This window comes from Myxococcales bacterium (assembly GCA_016717005.1).
Lineage (GTDB): Bacteria > Myxococcota_A > Polyangia > Haliangiales > Haliangiaceae > UBA2376.
In genome coordinates, this window is the sequence record JADJUF010000007.1 from 488,854 (window position 1) to 510,459 (window position 21,606).

At 74.1% G+C, this 21,606-nt stretch carries 15 protein-coding genes; 4 read left to right on the top strand and 11 right to left on the bottom strand.

The window, feature by feature from the left end:
• Positions 1 to 22: 22 nt before the first annotated feature.
• From IPL61_08985 to IPL61_09000, 4 genes are all read right to left on the bottom strand, one after another.
• On the bottom strand, positions 23 to 745 hold the full coding sequence (locus tag IPL61_08985; GenBank protein MBK9031456.1) for an NUDIX hydrolase: 723 nt from the start codon (positions 743 to 745) through the stop codon (positions 23 to 25).
• Positions 745 to 2,769, bottom strand: a complete 2,025-nt coding sequence (nadE, locus tag IPL61_08990) for an NAD(+) synthase (protein ID MBK9031457.1) — start codon at positions 2,767 to 2,769, stop codon at positions 745 to 747. Before nadE ends, IPL61_08985 begins: the two co-directional genes overlap by 1 nt.
• A 610-nt stretch (positions 2,770 to 3,379) precedes the next feature.
• Positions 3,380 to 4,297, bottom strand: coding sequence for a ribose-phosphate diphosphokinase (gene prs, locus IPL61_08995; protein ID MBK9031458.1), 918 nt, complete (start codon positions 4,295 to 4,297; stop codon positions 3,380 to 3,382).
• The gene (locus tag IPL61_09000; protein MBK9031459.1) at positions 4,294 to 5,781 is read right to left on the bottom strand and encodes a nicotinate phosphoribosyltransferase; all 1,488 of its coding nucleotides are present in this window, start codon (positions 5,779 to 5,781) and stop codon (positions 4,294 to 4,296) included. The genes prs and IPL61_09000 overlap by 4 nt, the downstream gene beginning before the upstream one ends.
• Positions 5,782 to 5,929: 148 nt before the next feature.
• On the opposite strand from IPL61_09000, the gene IPL61_09005 reads away from it, so the two are divergent.
• Together IPL61_09005 and IPL61_09010 are read left to right on the top strand one after the other, a co-directional pair.
• The gene (locus IPL61_09005) at positions 5,930 to 6,814 is read left to right on the top strand and encodes a hypothetical protein (GenBank protein MBK9031460.1); all 885 of its coding nucleotides are present in this window, start codon (positions 5,930 to 5,932) and stop codon (positions 6,812 to 6,814) included.
• Positions 6,811 to 8,943: a hypothetical protein gene (locus tag IPL61_09010; GenBank protein ID MBK9031461.1), complete on the top strand. Its 2,133-nt coding sequence runs from the start codon at positions 6,811 to 6,813 to the stop codon at positions 8,941 to 8,943. Before IPL61_09005 ends, IPL61_09010 begins: the two co-directional genes overlap by 4 nt.
• 685 nt (positions 8,944 to 9,628) lie before the next feature.
• Here the strand turns inward: IPL61_09010 and IPL61_09015 are convergent.
• From IPL61_09015 to IPL61_09045, 7 genes are all read right to left on the bottom strand, one after another.
• Positions 9,629 to 11,731 carry a choice-of-anchor D domain-containing protein gene (locus tag IPL61_09015; GenBank protein MBK9031462.1) on the bottom strand — a complete coding sequence of 701 codons (2,103 nt, stop codon included), beginning with the start codon at positions 11,729 to 11,731 and terminating at the stop codon, positions 9,629 to 9,631.
• Positions 11,732 to 11,936: 205 nt separating this feature from the next.
• Positions 11,937 to 12,878, bottom strand: coding sequence for a hypothetical protein (locus IPL61_09020; protein ID MBK9031463.1), 942 nt, complete (start codon positions 12,876 to 12,878; stop codon positions 11,937 to 11,939).
• 1,066 nt (positions 12,879 to 13,944) lie between these two features.
• Complete coding sequence (locus IPL61_09025; GenBank protein MBK9031464.1) at positions 13,945 to 15,228, bottom strand: hypothetical protein; 1,284 nt, start codon at positions 15,226 to 15,228, stop codon at positions 13,945 to 13,947.
• Positions 15,229 to 15,232: 4 nt separating this feature from the next.
• Positions 15,233 to 16,069 carry an FAD binding domain-containing protein gene (locus tag IPL61_09030; protein MBK9031465.1) on the bottom strand — a complete coding sequence of 279 codons (837 nt, stop codon included), beginning with the start codon at positions 16,067 to 16,069 and terminating at the stop codon, positions 15,233 to 15,235.
• A complete protein-coding gene (locus IPL61_09035) occupies positions 16,066 to 16,203 on the bottom strand; it encodes a hypothetical protein (protein ID MBK9031466.1) in 138 nt (45 codons plus the stop codon). The genes IPL61_09030 and IPL61_09035 overlap by 4 nt, the downstream gene beginning before the upstream one ends.
• On the bottom strand, positions 16,200 to 16,730 hold the full coding sequence (locus IPL61_09040; GenBank protein MBK9031467.1) for a (2Fe-2S)-binding protein: 531 nt from the start codon (positions 16,728 to 16,730) through the stop codon (positions 16,200 to 16,202). Before IPL61_09040 ends, IPL61_09035 begins: the two co-directional genes overlap by 4 nt.
• The gene (locus IPL61_09045) at positions 16,727 to 19,015 is read right to left on the bottom strand and encodes a xanthine dehydrogenase family protein (GenBank protein ID MBK9031468.1); all 2,289 of its coding nucleotides are present in this window, start codon (positions 19,013 to 19,015) and stop codon (positions 16,727 to 16,729) included. Before IPL61_09045 ends, IPL61_09040 begins: the two co-directional genes overlap by 4 nt.
• Before the next feature lie 64 nt (positions 19,016 to 19,079).
• Here IPL61_09045 and IPL61_09050 point away from each other — a divergent pair, with 64 nt between their 5' ends.
• Positions 19,080 to 20,090 carry an aldo/keto reductase gene (locus IPL61_09050; protein ID MBK9031469.1) on the top strand — a complete coding sequence of 337 codons (1,011 nt, stop codon included), beginning with the start codon at positions 19,080 to 19,082 and terminating at the stop codon, positions 20,088 to 20,090.
• Positions 20,080 to 20,985, top strand: coding sequence for a hypothetical protein (locus tag IPL61_09055; protein ID MBK9031470.1), 906 nt, complete (start codon positions 20,080 to 20,082; stop codon positions 20,983 to 20,985). Before IPL61_09050 ends, IPL61_09055 begins: the two co-directional genes overlap by 11 nt.
• Positions 20,986 to 21,606: the final 621 nt, after the last annotated feature.

The following is a 21,606-nucleotide window of genomic DNA, read 5'->3' on the forward strand; positions in this document are numbered from 1 at the left end:
TCGGCGACGAACTCGTTGGCGCTCAGATCGCGAACTCGAAGCCGTGCTTGACCAGCCGGTCGTACTTCTTGCGATCGAACCGGTACAGGCGCGCGGCCCGGTGACGGACGCCGGTCTGCCACTCGTCGGTCTCGATCACCAGATCGAGCGACAGGATCTTCTTGCGGAAGTTGCGCTTGTCCAGCTCGCGCTCGAGGATGATCTCGTAGAGGCGCTGGAGCTGGGTCAGCGTGAACCGGGGCGGGAGCAGCTCGAAGCCGATCGGCGCGTAGCGGACCTTGCCGCGCAGCCGGGCCACCGCGGCGTCGATGATCGTCGCGTGGTCGAACGCCAGCGTCGGCAGCCTCGCCAGCGGGTGCCAGCCGGCCGCGGCCGCGTCGGTGCCGGCCGCCAGCCGGAAGTCGGCCAGCTTGGCGAGCGCGTAGTACGCGACCGAGATGACGCGGTGGCGCGGATCGCGCTCGGGCGCGCCGAAGGTGTAGAGCTGCTCGAGGAACACGTCGGTGATGCCGGTCTCCTCGGCCAGCTCGCGCCGGGCCGCGTCCTCGAGGCCCTCGCGCTCGCCGACGAACCCGCCCGGCAGCGCCCAGGCGCCCTGCCACGGCTCGAGGCCGCGGCGGATCAGCAGCACCTTCAGATCGTCGGTGTCGAGGCCCAGCACCACGCAGTCGACCGCGACCGCGGGCCGCGGGTAGTCGTAGGTGTGGCGGCCGGGCGGCGGCGGGGTCCAGCGCGCGGTCGCCATCAGCGCCCCCGCTCCGCGACCCAGGCCGCGAACTCCGCGGTGGTCGTGTAGGCGCGCAGCGCCGCCAGCTCGCGGGCGAACCCGCCCGACAGGATCGGGAACCGGCACCACGATCGCGGATCGAGGTTCTTGTCGTCGAGGTGGAAGCCCGGCGCGAACCGCTCGCGCTTCCACTGGTTCCGGCACCACAGCGTGAAGAAGCGCTCGATCCACACGACCAGATCGGCCAGCGCGTGCGCCGGGAACATCGGCGCGACCTCGGCCAGCACCTCGAGCGGCATGCGCTTGTCGCGGATGGCCTCGTCCTCGATCGCCTCGAGCACGTCGTACGGCATCAGGTCCTTCTCGTCGGTCTGGCCCTGCCCCGGCGGCCGCAGCTCGGCGGTCGGCTGCTGGGCGTTGATGAAGCGCAAGGCCGGGATCGGCGCCAGCCCGCTGACGCCGGTGGTCTCCATCCACCGCAGCCACACCCGCAGGTAGGTCTTGTCGATGCCGCCCAGCGGCGCCAGCCCGCCGGCGGTGTCGCCGTCCATCGTGGCGTAGCCGACCGCGGCCTCGGAGCGGTTCGACGTCGTCAGCAGGATCGCGTTGCGCAGGTTCGCGAGCAGCCAGATCGACGGCGCCCGCACCCGGGCCTGGATGTTCTGCAGCGCCACGTCGTCGCGCTCCCAGGTGAGCGGGCGGCCGATCGCGGCCTCGACCGTCGCGGTGTAGCCGCGCAGCAGCGCGTCGACCTCGAACAGGTGGAACTCGGCGCCGACCGCGGCCGCGACCTCGCGCGCGGCGGTGCGCGTGACCTCGCCCGAGTTGGCGGTCGGCTGGTACGCGCACGCGAGCAGCTGGTGGGTCAGCGCCGCGGGGTCGGCGGCGGTGGCGGCGTCGATCGTCAGGTGGCCCAGCGCCGCGCGCACGCCGTCGGTGCCCAGCTCGGCCAGCGCCAGGTCGAGCGCGGTCCGCACCAGCACCGCGCACGCGGCCGAGTCGGCGCCGCCGGAGATCGACACGACGTAGCCGCCGCTGCGGCTCTTGCGCAGGTAGTCCCACAGCCCCAGCGCGACCGCGCGCGCGAACTCCTCGTGCCGGGTGTCGGGCCCGTCCTCCCACGACGCGGCCAGGGTCGTCGGCGCCTCGGGGCGGCGGGTCGGCCACGCGAAGTCGATCTCGACCACGCCCATCTCGGCGTCGTGGCGCGGGCGGTGGCTGCCGCGCCGGGCCTGCTCGCGCCGGTTCGACTCGACGTCGACGACCGCGATCGCCAGCTCGACCGGGGCGAACCCGAGCCGCCGGCCCCGGGCCAGGAGCTCGCCGCCCGACGCGACCATCGCGCCGCCGTCGTAGACCACGCGCCCGGCCTCGTTGCCGAGCAGGTTGGCGTAGAGGTAGCCGACGCCGAACGCGCGGCTGCCCTCGACCACGAACCGCTGCCGCACGATGAACTTGCCGAACGCGAAGTGGCTGGCCGACGGGTTGAGCAGCAGATCGACGCCGCGCAGCGCCAGGTCCGAGCCCGGGCGGTTCGCGACCCAGGCGTCCTCGCAGATCTCGAAGCCGATGCGCACGTCGCCGACGTCGAACAGCACGTCGCCGATCGGCCACTCCTGATCGCCGTGCTCGAGCACGTCGCGCTCGCCGGCCGGCCACTCCTTGAACCAGCGCGGCTCGTAGTGGATGCCGTCGCCGGCCAGGAACCGCTTGCCGACGAAGCCGGCGATGGCCCCGTCGACCACCAGCGCCGCGGCGTTGTAGAGCGCCTTCTCGTGGTAGAGCGGCAGGCCGAACGACACCACCAGCCCGCGGGTGTCGGGGACGAGCTCCTCGAGGCAGCGGAACGCCTGCTCCTGCAGCCCCGGCGCGAAGAACGCGTCCTCGCAGCCGTAGCCGGTGATGCACAGCTCCGGCAGACACACCACCGTCGCCCCGGCCGCGCGCGCGCCGGCCAGCGCCGCCCGGATGTTGGCGAGGTTCTGATCCCAGTCGAAGGGGATCTGGTTGAGGCACGCAGCGGCGACCTTGACGAGCTTCACAGGGGGCTCCATGCGATGAGCGATCGGGAGGGAGTCGGATCGGAGTCGGGATCGGAGTCGGTTCGGAGTCGGCGTTCGGATCCGGCGTTGGGATCGGGATCGGAGTCGGGATCGGGAATCGGGAGTCGGGATCGGAGTCGGGATCGGAGTCGGAGTCGGAGTCGGGGTCGGAGTCGGGATCGGAGTCGGAATCGGAATCGGCGTCAGGGTCGGAACCGGAATCGGAATCAGGATCGGACCGGAGTCGGATCGGCGTCAGGGTCGGGTCGGAGCCGGAGTCAGGAGCCGGAGTCGGAGTCGGAGCCGGAGTCGGAGCCGGATCCGGAGTCAGAGCCGGAGCCGGAGTCGGAGCCGGAGTCGGAGTCGGAGCGGAGTCGGAGTCGGAGCCGGAGCCGAAGTCGGAGTCGGAGCCGAAGTCGGAGCCGGAGTCAGAGTCGGAGCCGGAGTCAGAGCCGAAGTCGGAGCCGAAGTCGGAGTCGGAGTCGGAGTCGGAGTCGGAGTCGGAGTCAGAGCCGGAGTCGGAGTCGGAGTCGGAGCCGGAGTCGGAGCCGGAGTCGGAGCCGGAGCCGGAGCCGGAGTCGGAGCCGGAGTCGGAGTCGGAGTCTCGCGCCTAGTGACTCTCGCGCAGGTGCTCGACCAGGAGCGGCGCGACCGACTCGACCTCGAGGAAGTCCGAGGCCAGCTCGACCGCGCGCGGGTGGCTGTCGGTGACCACGACCCGGCCGAACAGGCCGGTCGCGCGGATGCTGTCGATCGAGTCGCCCGGGAAGATGCCGTGGGTCGCGATGGCGTCGATGCCGACGGCGCCGGCGTCGCGGTAGGCCCGCGCGGCGTTCACCAGCGAGCCGCCGGTGCGGATCATGTCGTCGTAGATGACGACGCGCTTGCCGTGGACCTCGGCCGACACGCCCGTGACGGCGGTGTGGGCGCCATCGAGCCGGCGCTTGTAGACGAACGCCGCCGGCACGCCCAGATCGTTGGCGAGGCTCTCGACCCACTTGGCGCGGCCGGCGTCGGTGCAGGCCAGGACGAAGTCGTCGCCGCCGAGCCGGCGCGCGGCCGCGGTGACGATCGGCTTGCCGTAGACGTGGACCGTCCGGATCGCGCCCTCGAAGTAGTGCGCGATCGTGCCGACGTGGAGGTCGAGCAGGAACACCCGGTTGCCGCGGCTGGCCTCGGGGATCGACGACAACAGCCGGGCCCGAGTCTTGGCGGTCACCACCTCGCCCGGGTGCACCGACCGCTCCATCGTCGAGTAGCCGTAGTACGGCACCACCAGCGTCAGGCGGTAGGCGCCGGCCGCGACGATCGTCGACGCCAGGTCGTAGATCTCGCAGGTGGCGTCCTCGTCGAGGGTGCCGCCGACGATCACGACGTCGCGATCGGCCACCGGCGTGACCACGCGCTGGTAGTGCTCGCCGTCGGGGAAGCGGTGGCGCTCGACCTCGCCGCACGGCCACGCGCTGCACTCGGCGATGCGATCGGCCAGGTACTGGTAGCGGCTCGACGCGAACACCAGCGGGGTCATGGCGCGCCCACCTTGGCACGGGCCGCGGCGATCAGCGCCAGCTTGCGGTCGTGCAGCACCGGATCGAGGCCGACCGGGTACGGCTGCGGGTTGAGCGTGCGCCGGGTCCGCGGCGACAGCGCCGCCAGATCGGCCGCGCACCGGGCCCGCGCCACCGCCAGATCGCCGTGGGCGCCGACCAGCTCGCCGTCGCGCAGGGCCGGCACCAGCAGATCGTCCTCGCGATCACCGGCGATCGCGAGCCGGCGCGTGGGATCGCCCAGGTCGTGCGCGACCCGCGGCGACGACGGCCCGGCCTCGGCGTCGTAGATGACGTCGCCCGCCAGCTCGCCGCCGCGCCAGATCCGACGCACGCCGACGATGCCGGGGGTCGAGATCTTGACCGGCTGCTCCGACAGCTTGATCGGGTAGCGCCAGGCGCCGTCGGGCTCGCGGACCGCGCCCAGCTTGTAGACCCCGCCCAGCGCCGGTTGATCGTACGCGGTGATGAGCTTGGTGCCGACGCCCCAGGTGTCGATGCGGGCACCCTGGAGCTTGAGGCTGGTGATCAGCCCCTCGTCGAGATCGTTCGACGCGACCACGCGGGTGTCGGTGAAGCCGGCGGCGTCGAGCTGGGCCCGGGCGTTGATCGACAGGTGCGCGAGGTCGCCGGAGTCGAGCCGGACGCCCAGGAGCCGGTGGCCGGCGGCGCGCAGCTCGCGCCCGACCGCGATCGCCGAGGCCACGCCCGCCTCGGTGTCGAACGTGTCGACCAGGAAGGTGGTCGCGCCCGGCACCGCCGCCGCGTACTCGCGGAACGCGCGGTCGTCGTCGCCCCAGAACATCACCCACGAGTGGGCGTGGGTGCCGCGGACCGGCAGGCCGTAGAGCTTGCCGGCCAGCACGTTCGACGTCGCGGACACGCCGCCGATCCAGGCCGCGCGCGAGGCGGTGACCGCGCCGTCGAGGCCCTGGGCCCGACGCAGGCCCATCTCGAGCACCGGATCGCCGTCGGCGGCCGCGACCACGCGCGCGGCCTTGGTGGCGATCAGCGTCGAGAAGTTCACCAGCGCCAGCAGCGGGGTCTCGACCAGCTGCGCCAGCACCATCGGCGCGCGCACCCGCACCAGCGGCTCGTGCGCGAACACCGCCGCGCCCTCGGGCACGACGTCGACCGTGCCGGTGAAGCGCAGGCCGGCCAGGTAGTCGAGGAAGCCGGCGTCGAACAGCGGCTTGCCGTCAGCGCCGGTGACGGTCGCGAGGTACGCGCAGTCGGACGGCTCGAAGTGGAGCTGGCGCAAGAAGTCGACCGCGAGCGCGGTGCCGGCCGCGATCGCGTAGCCGCCGCCGAACGGCTCGCGCCGGAACGTCAGGTGGAACACCGCCTCGCGCTCGGCGACGCCGGCCTTCCAGTAGCCGTAGGCCATGGTCAGCTGGTACAGGTCGGTCGCCAGCGCGAGCGACGAGCGATACAGCGTGGCCAGCGGCGAGCTCGGATCGGTCATGGGGGGCTCCGACAGGTGGTGGTGGCGATTTTCGACAGCCGGCGATGGCAAGCCGGCGCGAGTTCGCGACAATGCCGGCTGCGACGCCGGATCCGCGCTGGGACGGCTTAAAGTGTAATATGTACACGAACAAGCCCGCCGTCAAGCCATGGTGATCGTCTGGGGCGAGGTCCTGTGGGATCAGTTTCCAGACGGCGACCAGCTCGGCGGGGCGCCGGCGAACGTCGCGTGGCACCTGGCCGGCCTGGGCGCGCGGGTCGAGCTGGTGACCCGGGTCGGCGCGGACGCCGACGGCGCCCGGGCCCGCGCGCGCCTGACCGAGCGCGGGGTCGGCCTGGCGCTGGCGCAGGTGGATCCGCTGCGCGCGACCGGCGCGGTCGCGATCACGCTGGTCGACGGCGAGGCCCGCTACCGCCTCGAGCCCGGGCGCGCGTGGGAGCACCTCGAGCTGACGCCCGAGATCGCCGCCGCCCTGCCGGGTGCGCGCGCGATCGTCTACGGCACGCTGGCCCAGCGCACGCCCGCCGGGTTGGCCGCGCTGACCGCCGCGCTGGCCGCCGCGTCGCCGCGGGTGCTGCGGGTGTGCGATCCCAACCTGCGCGGCAGCGCGGCCACCGCCGCCGACGACCTGGCGCTGACCGCGGCGTTGACCGCCGCCGACGTGGTCAAGCTCAACGAGCGCGAGGTCGACGAGGTCGCCCGGCGCCTGGGCCACGCGGATCCGGTGGCGTGGCTGCTCGACCGCGGCGCGCGCCTGGTGGCGATCACCCGCGGCGCCGCCGGCAGCACGTGGTACGCGCCCGGGCGCACGCTCGAGGTCCCGGCGATCGCGGCGACCGCGGGCGGCGACAACGTGGGCTGCGGCGACGCCTACGTCGCTGGGCTGGTGTACGGGTTGATCAACGGCTGGCCGTGGCGACGCGTGGGCCACCTGGCCAGCGCGCTCGCCGCCGATGTCGCCGGCGTCCGCGGCGCGACGCCCGCGATCGACGGCCGCGCGCGGGTCGAGCGCCTGCCGACGGAGGCGGCGTGACCGCGCCCGCACGGCCACCGCCGATGCGCCGGGCCACGCCGGCGCCGGCCGACGGAGCCGGCCTGACCGCGCTTGGGCGGCCGCCGCTGCTGGCGCGCGCCGGGCCGCTGCTGGTGCTGGCCCTGGCCACGCTGTACGTCGCGCTGATGTACCGGCGGGTGTTCGCCGGCGAGCTGGCGGGCGACGACAACACCTTCCACTGGGCCGAGGCCGTGCGCATCGCCGACGGCCTGCGCCACGGCGACCTCGACCTGTGGAACCCATCGGCGAACGCCGGGTTCCCGACCGGCTACTACTACCAGCTGCTGCCGGCCGCGGTGCCGGGCGCGCTGGCGGCGGTGTTCGGACACACGCTGTTCTGGTTCCAGCTCGCCATCTTCCTGCCGCTGGTGCTGGTGCCCGCCGCCGGCTACCGCGCGCTGCGGGTGCTCGACATCGATCCGTGGCCGGCGCTGGGCGGCGGCGTGGCGATCGCGGTCACGCTGTCGAACTCGAAGTGGGGCCACGGCGCCGACGGGGTGTTCGCGGTCGGGCTGTTCACGCAGGTGTCCGCGTTCGCGGCGTTCCCGCTAGCGCTGGCCCACGGCCTGGTGTGGCTGCGGCGCGGCACCAACCTCGCGAGCGCGATCGGCTGGGGCGTGTTCGTCGGTGTCAGCCACCCGGTCGCGGGCATGGCGCTGGGCGCGGCCCTCGCGCCGATCGCGTGCACGACCGCGTTGGCGCAGGTGCTCGCGTCGGTGTCGTGGTGGCCCTACCCAGCGCCGCAGCCCGGCGCGCCGGCGTGGCGGCCGCTGGTGCGCGTGGTCGTGCTCGGCGCCGGCCTGCTGATCGCCTCGGCCGCGGCGTGGGCGCCGACGCTGATCGACTACCAGGCGTTCGGCGGCTTCCCGCACCGGCTGCCCGACGAGGCCGGCCCCGGCTTCGCGAAGCTCGCGCGCTGGCTCGCGAGCGGCAAGTTCCTCGACGAGGGCCGGCGCCAGATCCTGACCGCGCTGGTGCCCTTGGGGCTGATCGTCGGCGCGCTGCTCGATCGCCGCGCCCACGCGCTGCGCGCGTTCCTGGTGGCGGCGCTGGTGTTCGCGTTCGTGATCGGCATCGGCAAGACGCTCAAGAGCCAGGACGATCTGTTCCCGGCGGTGCGCTTCATGGGCGCGCTCCAGATCGTGCTGGCGATGGGCGTCGGCGCCGGCGCGATCGGCCTGGCGCAGCGGGTGATCCGGTGGGCCGATCGGCTGCGCGACGGCGTCTACCTGCAGGGCGCGATGGGCGCGCTCGTGGGCGTCGTGCTGGTCGGGCTGGCGCCGACGTTCGCGACCCAGCACGATCGCGTGCGCATCTCGACCGACTGGGACACGGTCTACCGCGACGAGCTGCGCACGATCATCCCGGCGATCGCGGCGGCGCGGCCGGGGCGCTTGCAGAACCGCGGCCCCGAGAACCACTGGGCGATGATGCTGCCGTACATCGAGGTCGACCGGCCGACGCTGGTCGCCTACGGCGGGGCGGCGCTGCAGTCGTCGCCGAACTTCGTCTACCTGTGGGCCACGCCGTCGCCGGTGCGCGCGGCCTGGATCTACGACGCGCCGCTGGTGCTGACGACGCCCGAGCGCGGCCCCGACATCGGCGGCACGTTGCTCGCGCACACCGCCCACTTCGAGCTGCGCGAGCTGGCGGCGCCGGGGCTGGTGGCGCCGGTCCAGGTCACCGGCGAGCTGCCGGCCGGGCGCGCGGCGATGCGCAAGGCCGTGCTGCACTGGCAGGACACCGACGCCGCGATGCACAGCCAGGTGCTGGCCCACCACGGCCACGGCATCGCCGGGCCGCCGCCCGACGGCGACGCCCGCGCGATCGTGCGCGGACGCTCGCGCATCGACGCCGATCTCGACGCGCGCGCGGCGACGACCTTCGCGATCCGCGAGAGCTGGCACCCGCGCTGGCGGGCCACGCTCGACGGGCGCCCGGCCCGCGTCCGCCGCATCAGCCCCGACATGATGGCCGTCGACGTCGTCCCCGGCATGCACCACCTCACGCTCAGGTTCGTCCGGCCCTGGTGGACCTGGGCCTCCTGGTCGCTCTGGCCGCTCGCGATGATCCTCGCCGCGTGGTGGTCCCGCCGCCGCGCGCCGTGACTCGAGATCGCCTCGCTCCCGATCGGCTGACACCCGGCCGGCCTCACGGCCGGCGACACCCGATCGGCGGATCACCCGGCCGGCGCTCCCGATCGGCTGACACCCGGCCGGCGCTCCCGATCGGCTGACACCCGGCCGGCGCTCCCGATCGGCTGAAACACCCGGCCGGCGCTCCCGATCGGCTGACACCCGGCCGGCGCTCCCGATCGGCTGAACACCCGGCCGGCGCTCCCGATCGGCTGAAACACCCGGCCGGCGCTCCCGATCGGCTGACACCCGGCCGGCGCTCACCGATCGGCTGACACCCGGCCGGCGCTCCCGATCGGCTGAACACCCGGCCGGCGCTCCCGATCGGCTGAAACACCCGGCCGGCGCTCCCGATCGGCTGAAACACCCGGCCGGCGCTCCCGATCGGCTGACACCCGGCCGGCTGACACCCGACCCGGCCGGCGCTCCCGATCGGCTGACACCCGATCGGCGGACCTCCCGATCGGCTGACACCCGGCCGGCGCTCCCGATCGGCTGACGTCCCGATCGGCTGACACCCGGCCGGCGCTCCCGATCGGCTGACACCCGGCCGACCGAGACACCCGGCCGACCGAGCGGCTCGGAATGTCAGCCGATCGGGACGCCAGGCATCAGCCGCTCACCTGACGTGGGGCAGCCGTGCGCCGGTAGGTGGAGGCTAGTGCGCCGAGCCGACGTAGTCGAACAGCCGCACCGGCAGGGTGGGCGGCGTCACCGAGCACGCCCCGCCCGAACCAGAGCCGACGTCGACGCCGACGGTGCCTGCGAAGATCAGCCCGCCCGAGCCAGTGGCGTTGATGCACGGGTCGCCGCTGCCGGCCAGTCGGAACGGCGCGCCCGAGCCGCCGTACGCGGTGATCGTGTGGAAGGTCTCGCTGGCCGGGTCGACCGTCGAGAAGTCGAAGATGAGCGACAGCGGGATGCCGATGTCGGTCACCGGCGAGAGCGACGCGCTCTGGGTGCCGTCGTTGCGGGTCGACCAGCCCTTGGTGTCGGACACGAAGCACACGAAGTCGAGCGGCACCGGCGCCGTCAGCACGAGCTCGGCGCCGTCGAGCGTGCGCGTCAGGGTGGTCGTGCGCTGGTTGGTGAGCGGCTCGTTGGTCGTGCAGGCCAGGGTCGCGGTGACCGCGCCGGCGCCGCCCGGGCCAGGGCCGTGATCGATCGTCGCGAACGCGCTGCCGCCTGCCGGCGCCATGATCGGGTTGGGCGTGACGACGGGGGTCAGGCCCGACGGACCTCCGCTGACGTCTTCAACGCAGTTCATCGACAGCGGCTGCGTGCCGATGTTGTTCACCGACAGGTTGGTCGTCAACGCCGCCGGGGGCGGGCACGTCGCGAACGTCGCGGCCGGGGTGATCACGGGGAACGGCCCATCGCCGCCAGCCACCGGGATCGAGATCGGCCCCGAGCACGCGCCGACGGCGTCGATCGTGATCGTCGCGGTGACCGGCGCGCCCGCGGGCGGGTTGTACCGCAGGGCCCCGTCGGCGAACGCGCCAGCCGCGATCGTCGCAGGCAGGGCGCTCGCGAAGTCGCCCGTCGCTACGATGGCCAGGGTCGCGGGACCGTTGCCGCCGTTGGTCACGCGGATCGGCGCGTCGGTGGTGGAGCCCGACTGCTGAAAGCCGAAGTCGACTTGACCGACGGCGCTGGTCGTGAGGAATGGTCCGCGCTGGGTGTGACGCACCGGCACGTCGGTGGGGACACCGTTGGCCACGACCCGGACCACCGCGTCGACGACCCGCGGTGCGAACGGCGTCGCGATCGCCAGCCGCGTGACGGTCAGGGTCGCCATCGTGCCCGGCGCGACGGTGCCGCTGGCGGGCGTCACGGTGTAGCGCAGGTGATCGCCGTCGACCTCGACCGGCAGCGTCGCCGTGAAGGTGGCGGTGATCGAGCTGGTGTTGTTGATCGTGATCGATTGAGTGTCGGTCGAGGTCGCCCCGCACGCGACGTCGCCGAAATCGATCGCTCCCGACACCAGCACTCCGCCGGTGGTCGAGCCGGAGCCCGACAGCCGCAGCGTCGACGGCGGCGTGCCGCAGCGCGGACCGCCCCCGAGCTCGAGCGGGACCACCTCGAGATCCGCGCCGGTGCCGGTCGGTGCGTAGCGGACGGAGCCGGACACCAGCGCGCCCGGCAGCAGATCAGCGAAGCCGTTGGTGCCGAAGGTGATCGTGAAGTCGGGGTTGGACAGCGGCCGGAACCCCAGGTTGGTGGCGCCATTGCCGGTGTTCGACACCACGAACGACAGGGTCGAGTTCGTACCCAGCGGGACGTCGCCGAAGTTGATCGACGGCGGGCTGATGCCGATCTGGGCGCCGCGCGTAGTCGCGGTCGCGGTGACGCTCTCGGTCGTGTGGCCCGGGATGTCGGTCGTCACCGTGAGCATCGCCGTCAGCGGTGCGCCGGCGATGGCGGTGGCCGGCACCTGGGCCGTGACCGTGAACGTGGTCGAGGTGCCCGCGAGGATCGTCACCGCCGCCGGCGTCACCGCGAACGCCGGATCCGAGGACGCGAACGAGATCGCCACGTCGGCAGCGCCCGCGGGGTTGGTCAGCGTGACCATCGCCTGGGCCATGCCGCCGCAGTCACCCGCCCCCAGATCGATCGAGCGTGGCAGGTCCAGCGGGCCGACCGCCGACGCATCCGCGCCGCGGCTGTCGGCACCAGCCGCGTCGATGATCGCCGTCGACGAGTCGTCGCATGAACTGGCGGCGAGCGCGAAGAGCGTGGTGAGTACGGCGAGCTGGCGCATGCGGGGTCCCCCTGGGGCGCATCGTCGCACAGGCCCGCGCGTCCCGGGCGAGCTCGAGCCATCCGCGTCGACAGGTCGGTCCGCGGGTGTCCGCACCCGCCCGGCCGACGAGTCTCCATCGACGGACCCTCGCGATCCGACGACTGTCGGCGGTGGCACCGACGTTGGAGGTCCCGGGGAGGGCCGGCGCTCGGACGCGACGGAGTCAGGCGGTACGATCGTGATCTGCGGCGTGCCGGTGAGATAGGAGGACCGACCGGACCGCGGGCGAAGGTGTGCGGTCGCGCGGCCTCGCGTCGCAGCGACCAGGAGCGAGGCGATCGGTCCAGGGTGGCCGGAAGCTCGCTGGCGGCCGGACGTACCATCGTGGGCGCGGCATTGCGCCCAGCGGGAACGCGGTGAGCACGTCGTCGGTCGACGCGTCACCACGCTCACGGACGCGCGCGGCGGCGGCCACGAAGGTTGAGCGGAACGACCGATAGCTCTCGACGTACCTGGCGCGAGACTCGACCGAGGAGGCGTGACACGGCGGGGCCGGCGTCGGGCGAAATCCCCGTGCGCGGCGGGTCGTCGAGACCCGGCAGACCGCCTCGGCGCCCTTGACGTCGGCACCTTCGTGCTCGGCCTCGATCGACCTGAGCATCTCGAGGTGCTTCGCTCGGAGTTGCTCGCTCGACAAGTGGGCCCACGGTCGGATCGGGGCGAGCTCGATGTCGACGCACTCGGCCAGCGCCTCGATCGGACGTGGGTTGACCCGCCGCGCATTGCGGGTGAGGACGTCGAGCGACGTGTACCGCGCCTCGACGACCATGTCGCTGACGAGCGCGCGGGTCGACGACGCGCCGGGCCACTCGATCGGCGAGGCGACCAGTCCCGCCTCGGGCCCCTGCGCCATCAGGTAGCGCAGCCGCGCGATGATCGCCTCATCGTCGACGATGGCGATCGGGCGACCACGTCGGCTCCAGAACGGTCCGCGACGACCCCGCAGCTTGTTGATCTGCCGAGCGATGTTCGAGTGGACGTAGTTGCGGAACAGCGCGAGCTGATCGCCCTCCGTGCCGCTGTACGCCATGTGGAGGTGGTTGACCTGTACCTCGTAGGCGTGCAGCCGCACGCTCGGATACTTCTTGAGCGCCTTGCCAATCACGCCGTCGACGACGCGCTTGCACTCCGCGTCAGGGCGAAGGAGAAACAGCCCGTCGATCGTTCGGATCGTGTCCTCGTACGTGACTTCAGGCAGATACCAACGCAGCGGATACCCCATGCGCGCCTCCGTGCACGGGTCCCTATCAAGCCTCGGGCCAACTCCATGCACGCGAATTCAGGTCGGTGCCTGTCCGGCTCTGGCCGGATACCGCGCCCGGCGGCCGGTATCCGGCGGACATCGGACGGCTGAGGCCGGCGGACGGGTAAGGTGCATCAACCTACGGCGTCCGACGAATGGGTGGCGCGGCCGACGGACGGGTGAGGTGCGTCAGCCCGGGGGGGTTGAGGTGCGTCAGCCCGGGGACGGGTGAGGTGCGTCAGCCCGGGGCGTGCGTCAGCCCGGGGACGGGTGAGGTGCGTCCGCCCGGAAGCGCCCGGAAGGGGTGCGTCAGCCCGGGGGGGGCGGTCGACGAACGGGTGAGGTGCGTCACCCCGAGGCGGTCGACGAACGGGTGAGGTGCGTCACCCCGAGGTGCGTCAGCCCGGGGCGCGTCAGCTTGGGGGCGATCGACGAACGGGTGCGGTGCGTCAGCTCGGGGCGGTCGACGAACGGGTGAGGTGCGTCAGCCCGGGGAACGGGTGAGGTGCGTCAGCCCGGGAAGCAGTGCGTCAGCTCGGGGGCGGTCGACGAACGGGTGAGGTGCGTCAGCCCGGGGAACGGGTGAGGTGCGGCAGCCCGGGGAGGTGCGTCAGCCCGGGGAAGTGCGTCAGCTCGGGGGCGGTCGAGAAACGGGTGAGGTGCGTCAGCCCGAGGAACGGGTGAGGTGCAGCCCGAGGAACGGGTGAGGTGCGTCAGCCCGAGGAACGGGGGAGGTGCGTCAGCCCGGGAACGGGTGAGGTGCGTCAGCCCGAGGAGCGGGTGAGGTGCGTCAGCCCGGGAACGGGTGAGGTGCGTCAGCCCGGGATCGGGTGAGGTGCGTCAGCCCGGGAACGGGTGAGGTGCGTCAGCCCGGGAACGGGTGAGGGGCGTCAGCCCGGGGTGCGTCAGCCCGGGAACGGGTGAGGCGTCAGCCCGGGACGCGCGGCAGCGGCATCTTCAGCGTGTACAGCGCGAGGCGCCAGACGCCGTCGATCTTCACGAACTTGAAGCTACCCTTGACGGTGTAGTTCTTGAACTCGATGAGGCAGTCGACGCTGGTCGAGGTCTTGTTCGGCGAGATCCGCGCCCAGGTGACGTCGAGGACGCGCACGAACGCGCCGAGGGCGGCGTGGCGCTCGCGCTCGGTCCGCTGGAAGTCCTCGAGCGTGATCGACTCGCGGAACCCCTCGGCGGCGTCCTGGTAGACCGCGTCGACGTCGCCATCGAACGAGCGCGTGATCACGTCGTTGACCAGGCCCCGCAGCTCGATCCGGTTGCCCTCGACCCGGTCACGCCGGGCCTCGGCCGAGCCGACCACCTTGGCGAGTTCGGGGGGCACCTCGACCGAGAGGCCGAGCAGCTTCCACGCCCCGGCCTCACGCCGAAAACTGACGCTGCCGCGGGTCGCCGCCCGATCGAAGGCCAGGCGCACGTCGACCCGGCCGGTCTGCCCGCCCGGGCCTCGGTTGGTCTCCGTGGAGATCACCGACGTGACCTCGCGGAACCGACCCAACGATTGGTTGAGGTCCGTCATCTTGGCGACGAACGTGTCCTCGAGCACGATCTCCTGGAACCGCTCCGACGACGCGTCGTAGACCTCCTCGAACGCGCCGTCGCGCAGCTGCACGAAGATGCGCTCAGCGTTGGGGCGAAAGTCGGGCGGGTGCCGGCCACGCAGCTGCAGTCCGACGATCACCGAGATCCACGCGAAGACGAGGCAGAAGCCGACCACGACCCCGCGCGCGAGCACGCGCCCGCGCCGGGTCCGCGGCACGCCCGGCAGGATCGTCAGCGACTCACCGACGACGTCACCGATCTTGCCGCCGACGCGATCGGTCAGCTCGGCCACGCGATCCGCGGCCTGGACCACGCGGTCGGTGATGACCGAGGCGGTGGTCGCTCGCCGACGACGACCGGCGGCCCGGCCCGAGGCCTGCCCCGACGCCTGCCCCGACGCGCCGACCGCGACCAGGATGGCGTCCGCCGTCGGCCCCGACACGTCCGCCGCCGCCGCGACCGCCCCGACCGCCCCGTCGATCGCGACGTCGATCGCCCCCGACGACGGCGCCGCGACGTCGACCGCGACGTCGATCGAGCCCGACGACTGGGCCGCGACGTCGACCGAGCCCGACGACTGCGCCCCGGTCGGCGCGGGCGCACCCAGCCTCGCCGGCGGCCCGGGCGGATCGTCGGGCGGCTGGTCGGACGCCACCGGCCTACCCTCGCCCGGCGTTCTCGACGAAGCGTGCCAGCAGCGTCCCCGCGATCTCGAGCCGGTAGATCGCGGTCGAGCGCACGTCGTCGATCGGCTTGATCGCCGCGCGCACCGCGGCGGCGACGGCGACGGCGGTGGCGGCGTTCGCCGGCTGCCCGAGCGCCGCGGCCTCTGCGGCGAGCGCCCGGATCGGCCGATCCGCGACCGCGCCGACACCGAACCGGACCGCGGCGATGCGATCGTCGGCGATCGTGATCGCGGCGGCGGCCATCACCTTGGAGATCGACTGCGCGGCCCGGGTGCCGACCTTGCGCCAGCCCAGGTAGGTGCCGGGGGCCGGCCGCGGCACGGTCACCGCGACGATCAGCTCGTCGGCCCCGAGCGCGGTGGTGCGGTAGCCGGTGCAGAACTCGCGGTACGGCACCGCGCGCGCGCCGCGCACCGACGCCAGCTCGATGGTCGCGTCGAGCGCGAGCAGCACCGGCAGGCCGTCGCCGACCGGCGACGACGTCGCGAGGTTGCCGCCGATCGTGCCGCGGTTCTGGATCTGCAGCGCCCCGACCTCCTGTGCCGCCGCCGGCAGGATCGACCAGCCCGCGGCCAGCTCGGCCGAGGTCGCGATCGTCCGCCAGGTGGTGCCGGCGCCGATCCGCACGCCGTCGTCGGTCAGCGCGACGCCGTCGAACCGCCCGGCCACGTCAAGCACGCCGCCGGGCACCCGCTTGTGATGCGCGCTGACCAGCAGATCAGTGCCGCCGGCCAGGACCAGGTAGTCGGGGTGCGCGGCGCGCAGCTCGAGCGCGTGCTGGTCGTCGCGCGGGCGCAGGTACGCGGTCACGCGCCACCGCCTTGACCGCACGCGTCCGAGTCGGAGCCCAGGCCCGCGACCGCGCGCTCGACCGAGGCCGCCGCCGCGCACGCCGCGTCGACGGTCCGCGGGTCGCCGGCGCAGCGATAGATGCTCGCGGTCACGCGCCACCGCCTTGACCGCGCGCGTCCGAGACTGCGACTGAGGCTGCGCCCGTCCCGACCGTCGCCGCCGCCGCGCACACCGCGTCGACGATCAGCTGGTAGCCGGTGCAACGGCAGATGTTGCCGGCCAGGAGCTGCCGCACCTGGGCGCGCGCGTCGGGGCCGCGGCCGGCGCCAGCGTCGACCACCGCCGCGGCGCACACCGCGATGCCGGGCGTGCAGATGCCGCACTGCGCGCCGCCGCGGGCCACCAGCTCGCGCTGGACCGCGTGCAGGAGCGGTCCGTCGGCCAGGCCCTCGACGGTGGTGACCGCGCGCCCGTCGGCCTGCCCGGCGATCACCAGGCAGCTACAGACCGGCACGCCGTCGAGCAGGACCGTGCACGCGCCACACTCGCCCTCGCCGCAGCCCTCCTTGGTGCCGGTCAGGCGCAGGTCCTCGCGCAGCACGTCGAGCAGGCGCCGCCACGGCGAGGCCGCGACCTCGTGGACCACGCCGTTGACCGTGAGCGAGAGCGGCGCGGTCACGACGCCACCGCCAGCGCGGCCGCGATGTCCTCGGGCAGGACCGGCACGCGATCGAACTCGACGCCGAGCGCGTCGGCCAGCGCGTTGACGACGGCCGCGGCCGGGCCGTCCATCGGGATCTCGCCGACGCCCTTGGCCCCGTGGGGGCCGAACGGGTACGGGCACTCGACGATGATCGTCTCGAGGTCGGGCACGTCGGCGAACGTCGGCACGATGCAGTTGGTCATGGTGGGGTTGGCGACCTTGCCGTTCTTGTAGCGCACGCTCTCGAGCACCGCCCAGCCGAGCGCCTGGACGGTACCACCTTCGATCTGGCCGGCCACGATCACCGGGTTGATGGCCTTGCCGACGTCGACCGCGTGCACGCACCGCACCAGCGCCACCTCGCGCGTGTCGAGGTCGACCTCGACGTCGACGAGGCACCCGGCCCACCCGTAGCAAGGGTAGGCCTGGCCGGTGTACGTCGCGTCGTCCCAGACGATGCCCGGCGGCGGCTGGTACTGCACGGTCTCGGCGATGCCGCCGTGGGCGGGGTCGAGCTCGACGCCGCGCGCGATCATGGCGGCGGCCCGCGCGCCGAGGTCACCTTCGACGCCAGCGCCCGCGGCCCAGGCCTCGATCCGCGCGCGCAGCGCGGTCGCGGCCCGCTCGACCAGGCCGCCGACCACCATGCACGTGCGGCTGGCGACGGTCGGCCCGCTGTCCGGCACGAGATCCGTCGCAGGATCCGGCACGAGCACCTGCGCCGCGGGCACGCCGAGCGCGTCGGACGCGAGCTGCGTGAAGATCGTGATCGCGCCCTGGCCCATGTCCGTCGAGCTGGCCCGCACCTCGAACCGGCCGTCGGCCCGGGCCGCGACCGTGGCGCGCCCGGCCAGGCGCTGCTCGCCCGAACCGGTGAAGCCGGCGCCGTGGAAGTAGAACGCGAAGCCGCGACCCCGCTTGACCGGCGCGCCGTGCGCGTTGACGCCGTCGCGGGCCGGCGCGTCGCCAGCGGTCGCGGCGATCGCGCGGATGATGTCGTCGGTGCCGACCGAGGCCTCGAGCAGCTGGCCGGTGGCGGTGGTGTCGCCGGCGCGCAGCGCGTGCCGATCGCGGTAGGCCCAGGGCGCCACGCCGACCGCGCGCGCGGCCTTGTCGATCTGGCGCTCGTACGCGAACGTGGTCTGGGGCGCGCCGAAGCCGCGGAACGCGCCGTGAGGCGGGTGGTTGGTGGCGACGACGCGGCCGCGCACGCGCACGACGTCGCAGCGGTAGGGCCCGGCCGCGTGCAAGACGCCGCGCGACAGCACCACCGGCGACAGCGTCAGGTAGGCGCCGCCGTCCATGACCACGTCGACGTCGATCGCGGCGATCGAGCCGTCGGCGCGCAGGCCGAGCCGGTGGTGGACCCGGGCCGGGTGGCGCTTGGTCGTCGCGGCGATGTCCTCGTCGCGCTCGTACGCCATCTTGACCGGCGCGCCGATCGCGGTGGTCAGCATCACGCAGTGCGCCGCGAGCATCGACGGGTACTCCTCCTTGCCGCCGAACCCGCCGCCGGTGACGGTCTGGGCCACGACCACCTCGTCGGCCTCGCACCCGAGCAGCACCTTGAGCGCCTTGTGCACGTAGTACGGGCACTGCATCGAGCCGGCGACGTGGATCGCGCCGTCGCGCCAGGCGGCGATCGCCTGGGGCTCGATGTACATCTGCTCCTGCGCGCCGGTGTGGTAGGTCGCCTCGATCACGCGGTCGGCCGACGCCATCGCCTGGTCGAGCTCGGCGTCGGCGGCGTGGCCCTTGCGGATCAGGAACTGCTTGAAGACGTTGTCGTCGCCGTAGAGCGTGGTCGTCGCGGCGAGCGCGTCGTCGATCGTGAGCACCGGCGGCCGCGCGGTCTGGCGCGGCCGGGCGTGGGCCCGCGCCGCCATCGCCAGGGCCTTGGTCGGCGCGGCGATCAGCGCCAGCGGCTCGTCGGGGTGCATGATCCGCCCGCCCGGCGGCACCAGCGCCGGCTGATCGCGATCGAGCATGGCGATGTAGTTCTCGCCGAAGCCGCCGGCGGCCAGGCCCGCCCCCCAGGCGAGCTGATCGGCGGTCACGACCCGCACCTGGCTCCAGTCGAACGCGGGATCGAGGTCGAGCCCGTCGAAGGTGCCGTGCGGGATCGTCGAGCGCACGGTCACGCCGTACCAGGCGCCGGGCAGATCGAGATCGTCGAGGTAGCGGGCCGCGCCGGTGACCTTGGCCACGCCATCGACGCGCGGCAACGAGAGGCCGACCGGACCCGTGGCGTTGGCTGACATCGTCGCGAGCGTATCGGCGCGACCACCGCCGCGACAAGCCCGCGGCGGCGTACAGTAGCCGCCGATGCCATCCCTGGGCCCGACCGGGCTGACCGTGAGCGCGCTCGGCCTGGGCACCCGCGGCCACCGCGCCGGCCTGCGCGACACCGATCCTCGCCTGGCCGAGCGCGCGATCGCCGCGGCGATCGAGGCCGGGTGCCAGCTCGTCGAGTGCGGCCCGAGCTGGGGCGAGTCCGAGCGCCTGGTCGGCGCGGCGGTGCGCGCGCTGCGGGCCCGCGACCAGGTCGTCGTGGCGACGCGCGTCGACGGCGACCGCGGCCGGCTGCCGATCGTCGGCGAGGTCCAGGCCCGGGTCGAGGACGCGCTGCGCGCGAGCCGGCTCGAGGCGCTGCCGCTGGTGTGGCTCGACGGCTGGCGCGACGCGTGGCTCGACGATCGCCGCTGGCCCGAGCTGGCCGGCACGCTCGCGCGCCTGGTGCAGCGCGGCGACGTCCTGGCCTGGGGCGTCGGCGTCGACGACGTCGGCGCCGCGGCGCGCGCGCACGAGGCTGGGGTCGCCGCGGTGGGCGTTCCGGTGTCGCTGTTCGATCGCCGCGCCCTCGCGACCGTCGTGCCGGCCGCGGCCACCGCCGGGCTCGCGGTGATCGCGCGCGCGCCGCTGGCCGAGGGCGCGCTCGCCGGCGAGCTGGCGCCCGGCGTCCAGTTCCGCCCCCACGACGAGCGCGCGGCCTGGGCCCCGGTCCGGCTGGCCGCGCTGCCGCCGGCGCTGGCCGCGCTGGCCGCGTTCGTGCGCAACCCGCCGCCGGCCGCGACCGCGACCGAGGCCGGCCGCGCGGTGCTGGGCCCGCTGCGGCGCCACCCCGAGCTCGTGCACGCGACGATCGCCGAGCTGGCGATCGCGGCGGTCCTGGCCACCCCGGGCGTCACCGCGGCGGTCGTCGGCGCGCGCACGCCCTCGCACGCGGGGACGTGGTGGCCCATCCCGCCCGCGCCGGTCCCGGCGGCCATCGCCACCGCGCTGGCGGCCCAGGCCTGGGGTGAAGCCTGGTACGGTCGGACCGACGATGACACGTGACGACGAGGTCGCGGAGACGACCGACGAGCTCGAGGTCGCGATCGCCGGCGTCGCCGGGCTCGGGCTCGACGAGCTGCACGTCGCCGTCACGATCGGGCCACGCGGCGGCGATCTCGAGGAGATCTCGACGGTGATGGCCGCGGTGTCCCATCGCGAACCGATCCGCTGGGAGACGCGCGGGACCTACAACGACTGGGTCGTCGCCCTCGCCACCGACGCCGCCGGGACGCCGTACGCGGTCACCGCCGACGGCGCGCTCCGGGTCGGGGTCGGCGACGATGCGCGCCGCCACGCCCTGCCCACCCGCGGCGGCCTGGCCGATCTGTGGCTCGCCGGCACTGACGATCTGCTGGTGTGCGGGCCTGGCGTCCTCGGGCGCGTGCGCCTCGGGCGCGGCCGCATCGCGGTCGAGATGATCGACGACGACGGCCCCGGCGACGCCGGCGCGATCGCCGGGCCCGGCCCGGGCCAGGTCGCCGGCGCGATCGCGGTCGGCACCCGCGGTGCGCTGTGGCGCTACGACGGCGCTGACTGGGCCGCCCACGAGACCAGCGCGCACGAGGCGCTGATCGGCGTGACCTGGCACCGCGACGGGCGCGCCTACGTCGCCGGCGCCGAGGGCGGCATCTACGCCTGGGACGGCCACGCGCTGACCGAGCTGGCCCGGCGCGCCGACGGCGCCTGGACCTCGATCGCGAGCTGGCGCGATCACGTCTACCTCGCTGGCGGCCGGGCCGGGGTGTGGCGCCTCGACGGCGATCGCGTGGTCGAGGTCAAGGCGCTGCCGGTCACGCGCGTGCGCGCGGTCGCCGATCACCTCTACGCGTGGGGCGGCGCGCTGCTGGCCCGGTACGACGGGACCGGCTGGTGGGGCGGCCCGCTGCACCTGCCGTGACCCGCCCCGACCGGTCGCCCGGGCGACGCCGCAAGCTCGGCGCGGACGCCTTCGCGTCCGCGGACGCCCCCGCGTCGACATCCACGGGTTCGAGATCCTCGGGCCGCTCGGCCGCCACGGCGCCAGCTCCCGATCGGCTGACACCCGGCCGCTCGGGCCGCCACGGCTCGGCCGCCACGGCGCCAGCTCCCGATCGGCTGACACCCGGCCGCTCGGCCGGGACACCCCGCGCCTCGGCCGGCACCGCGCCAGCTCCCGATCGGCTGACACCCGGCGCCTCGGCCGCCACGGCGCCAGCTCCCGATCGGCTGACACCCGGCCGGAAGGGCCAGCTCCCGATCGGCTGACACCCGGCGCCGCCGCGCCAGCTCCCGATGCCAGCTCCCGATCGGCTGACACCCGGCGCCTCGGCCGCCACGGCGCCAGCTCCCGATCGGCTGACACCCGGCGCCGCCGGGCCAGCTCCCGATGCCAGCTCCCGATCGGCTGACACCCGGCGCCTCGGCCGCCACGGCGCCAGCTCCCGATCGGCTGACACCCGGCCGGAAGAGCCAGCTCCCGATCGGCTGACACCGGCGCCTCGGCCGCCACGGCGCCAGCTCCCGATCGGCTGACACCCGG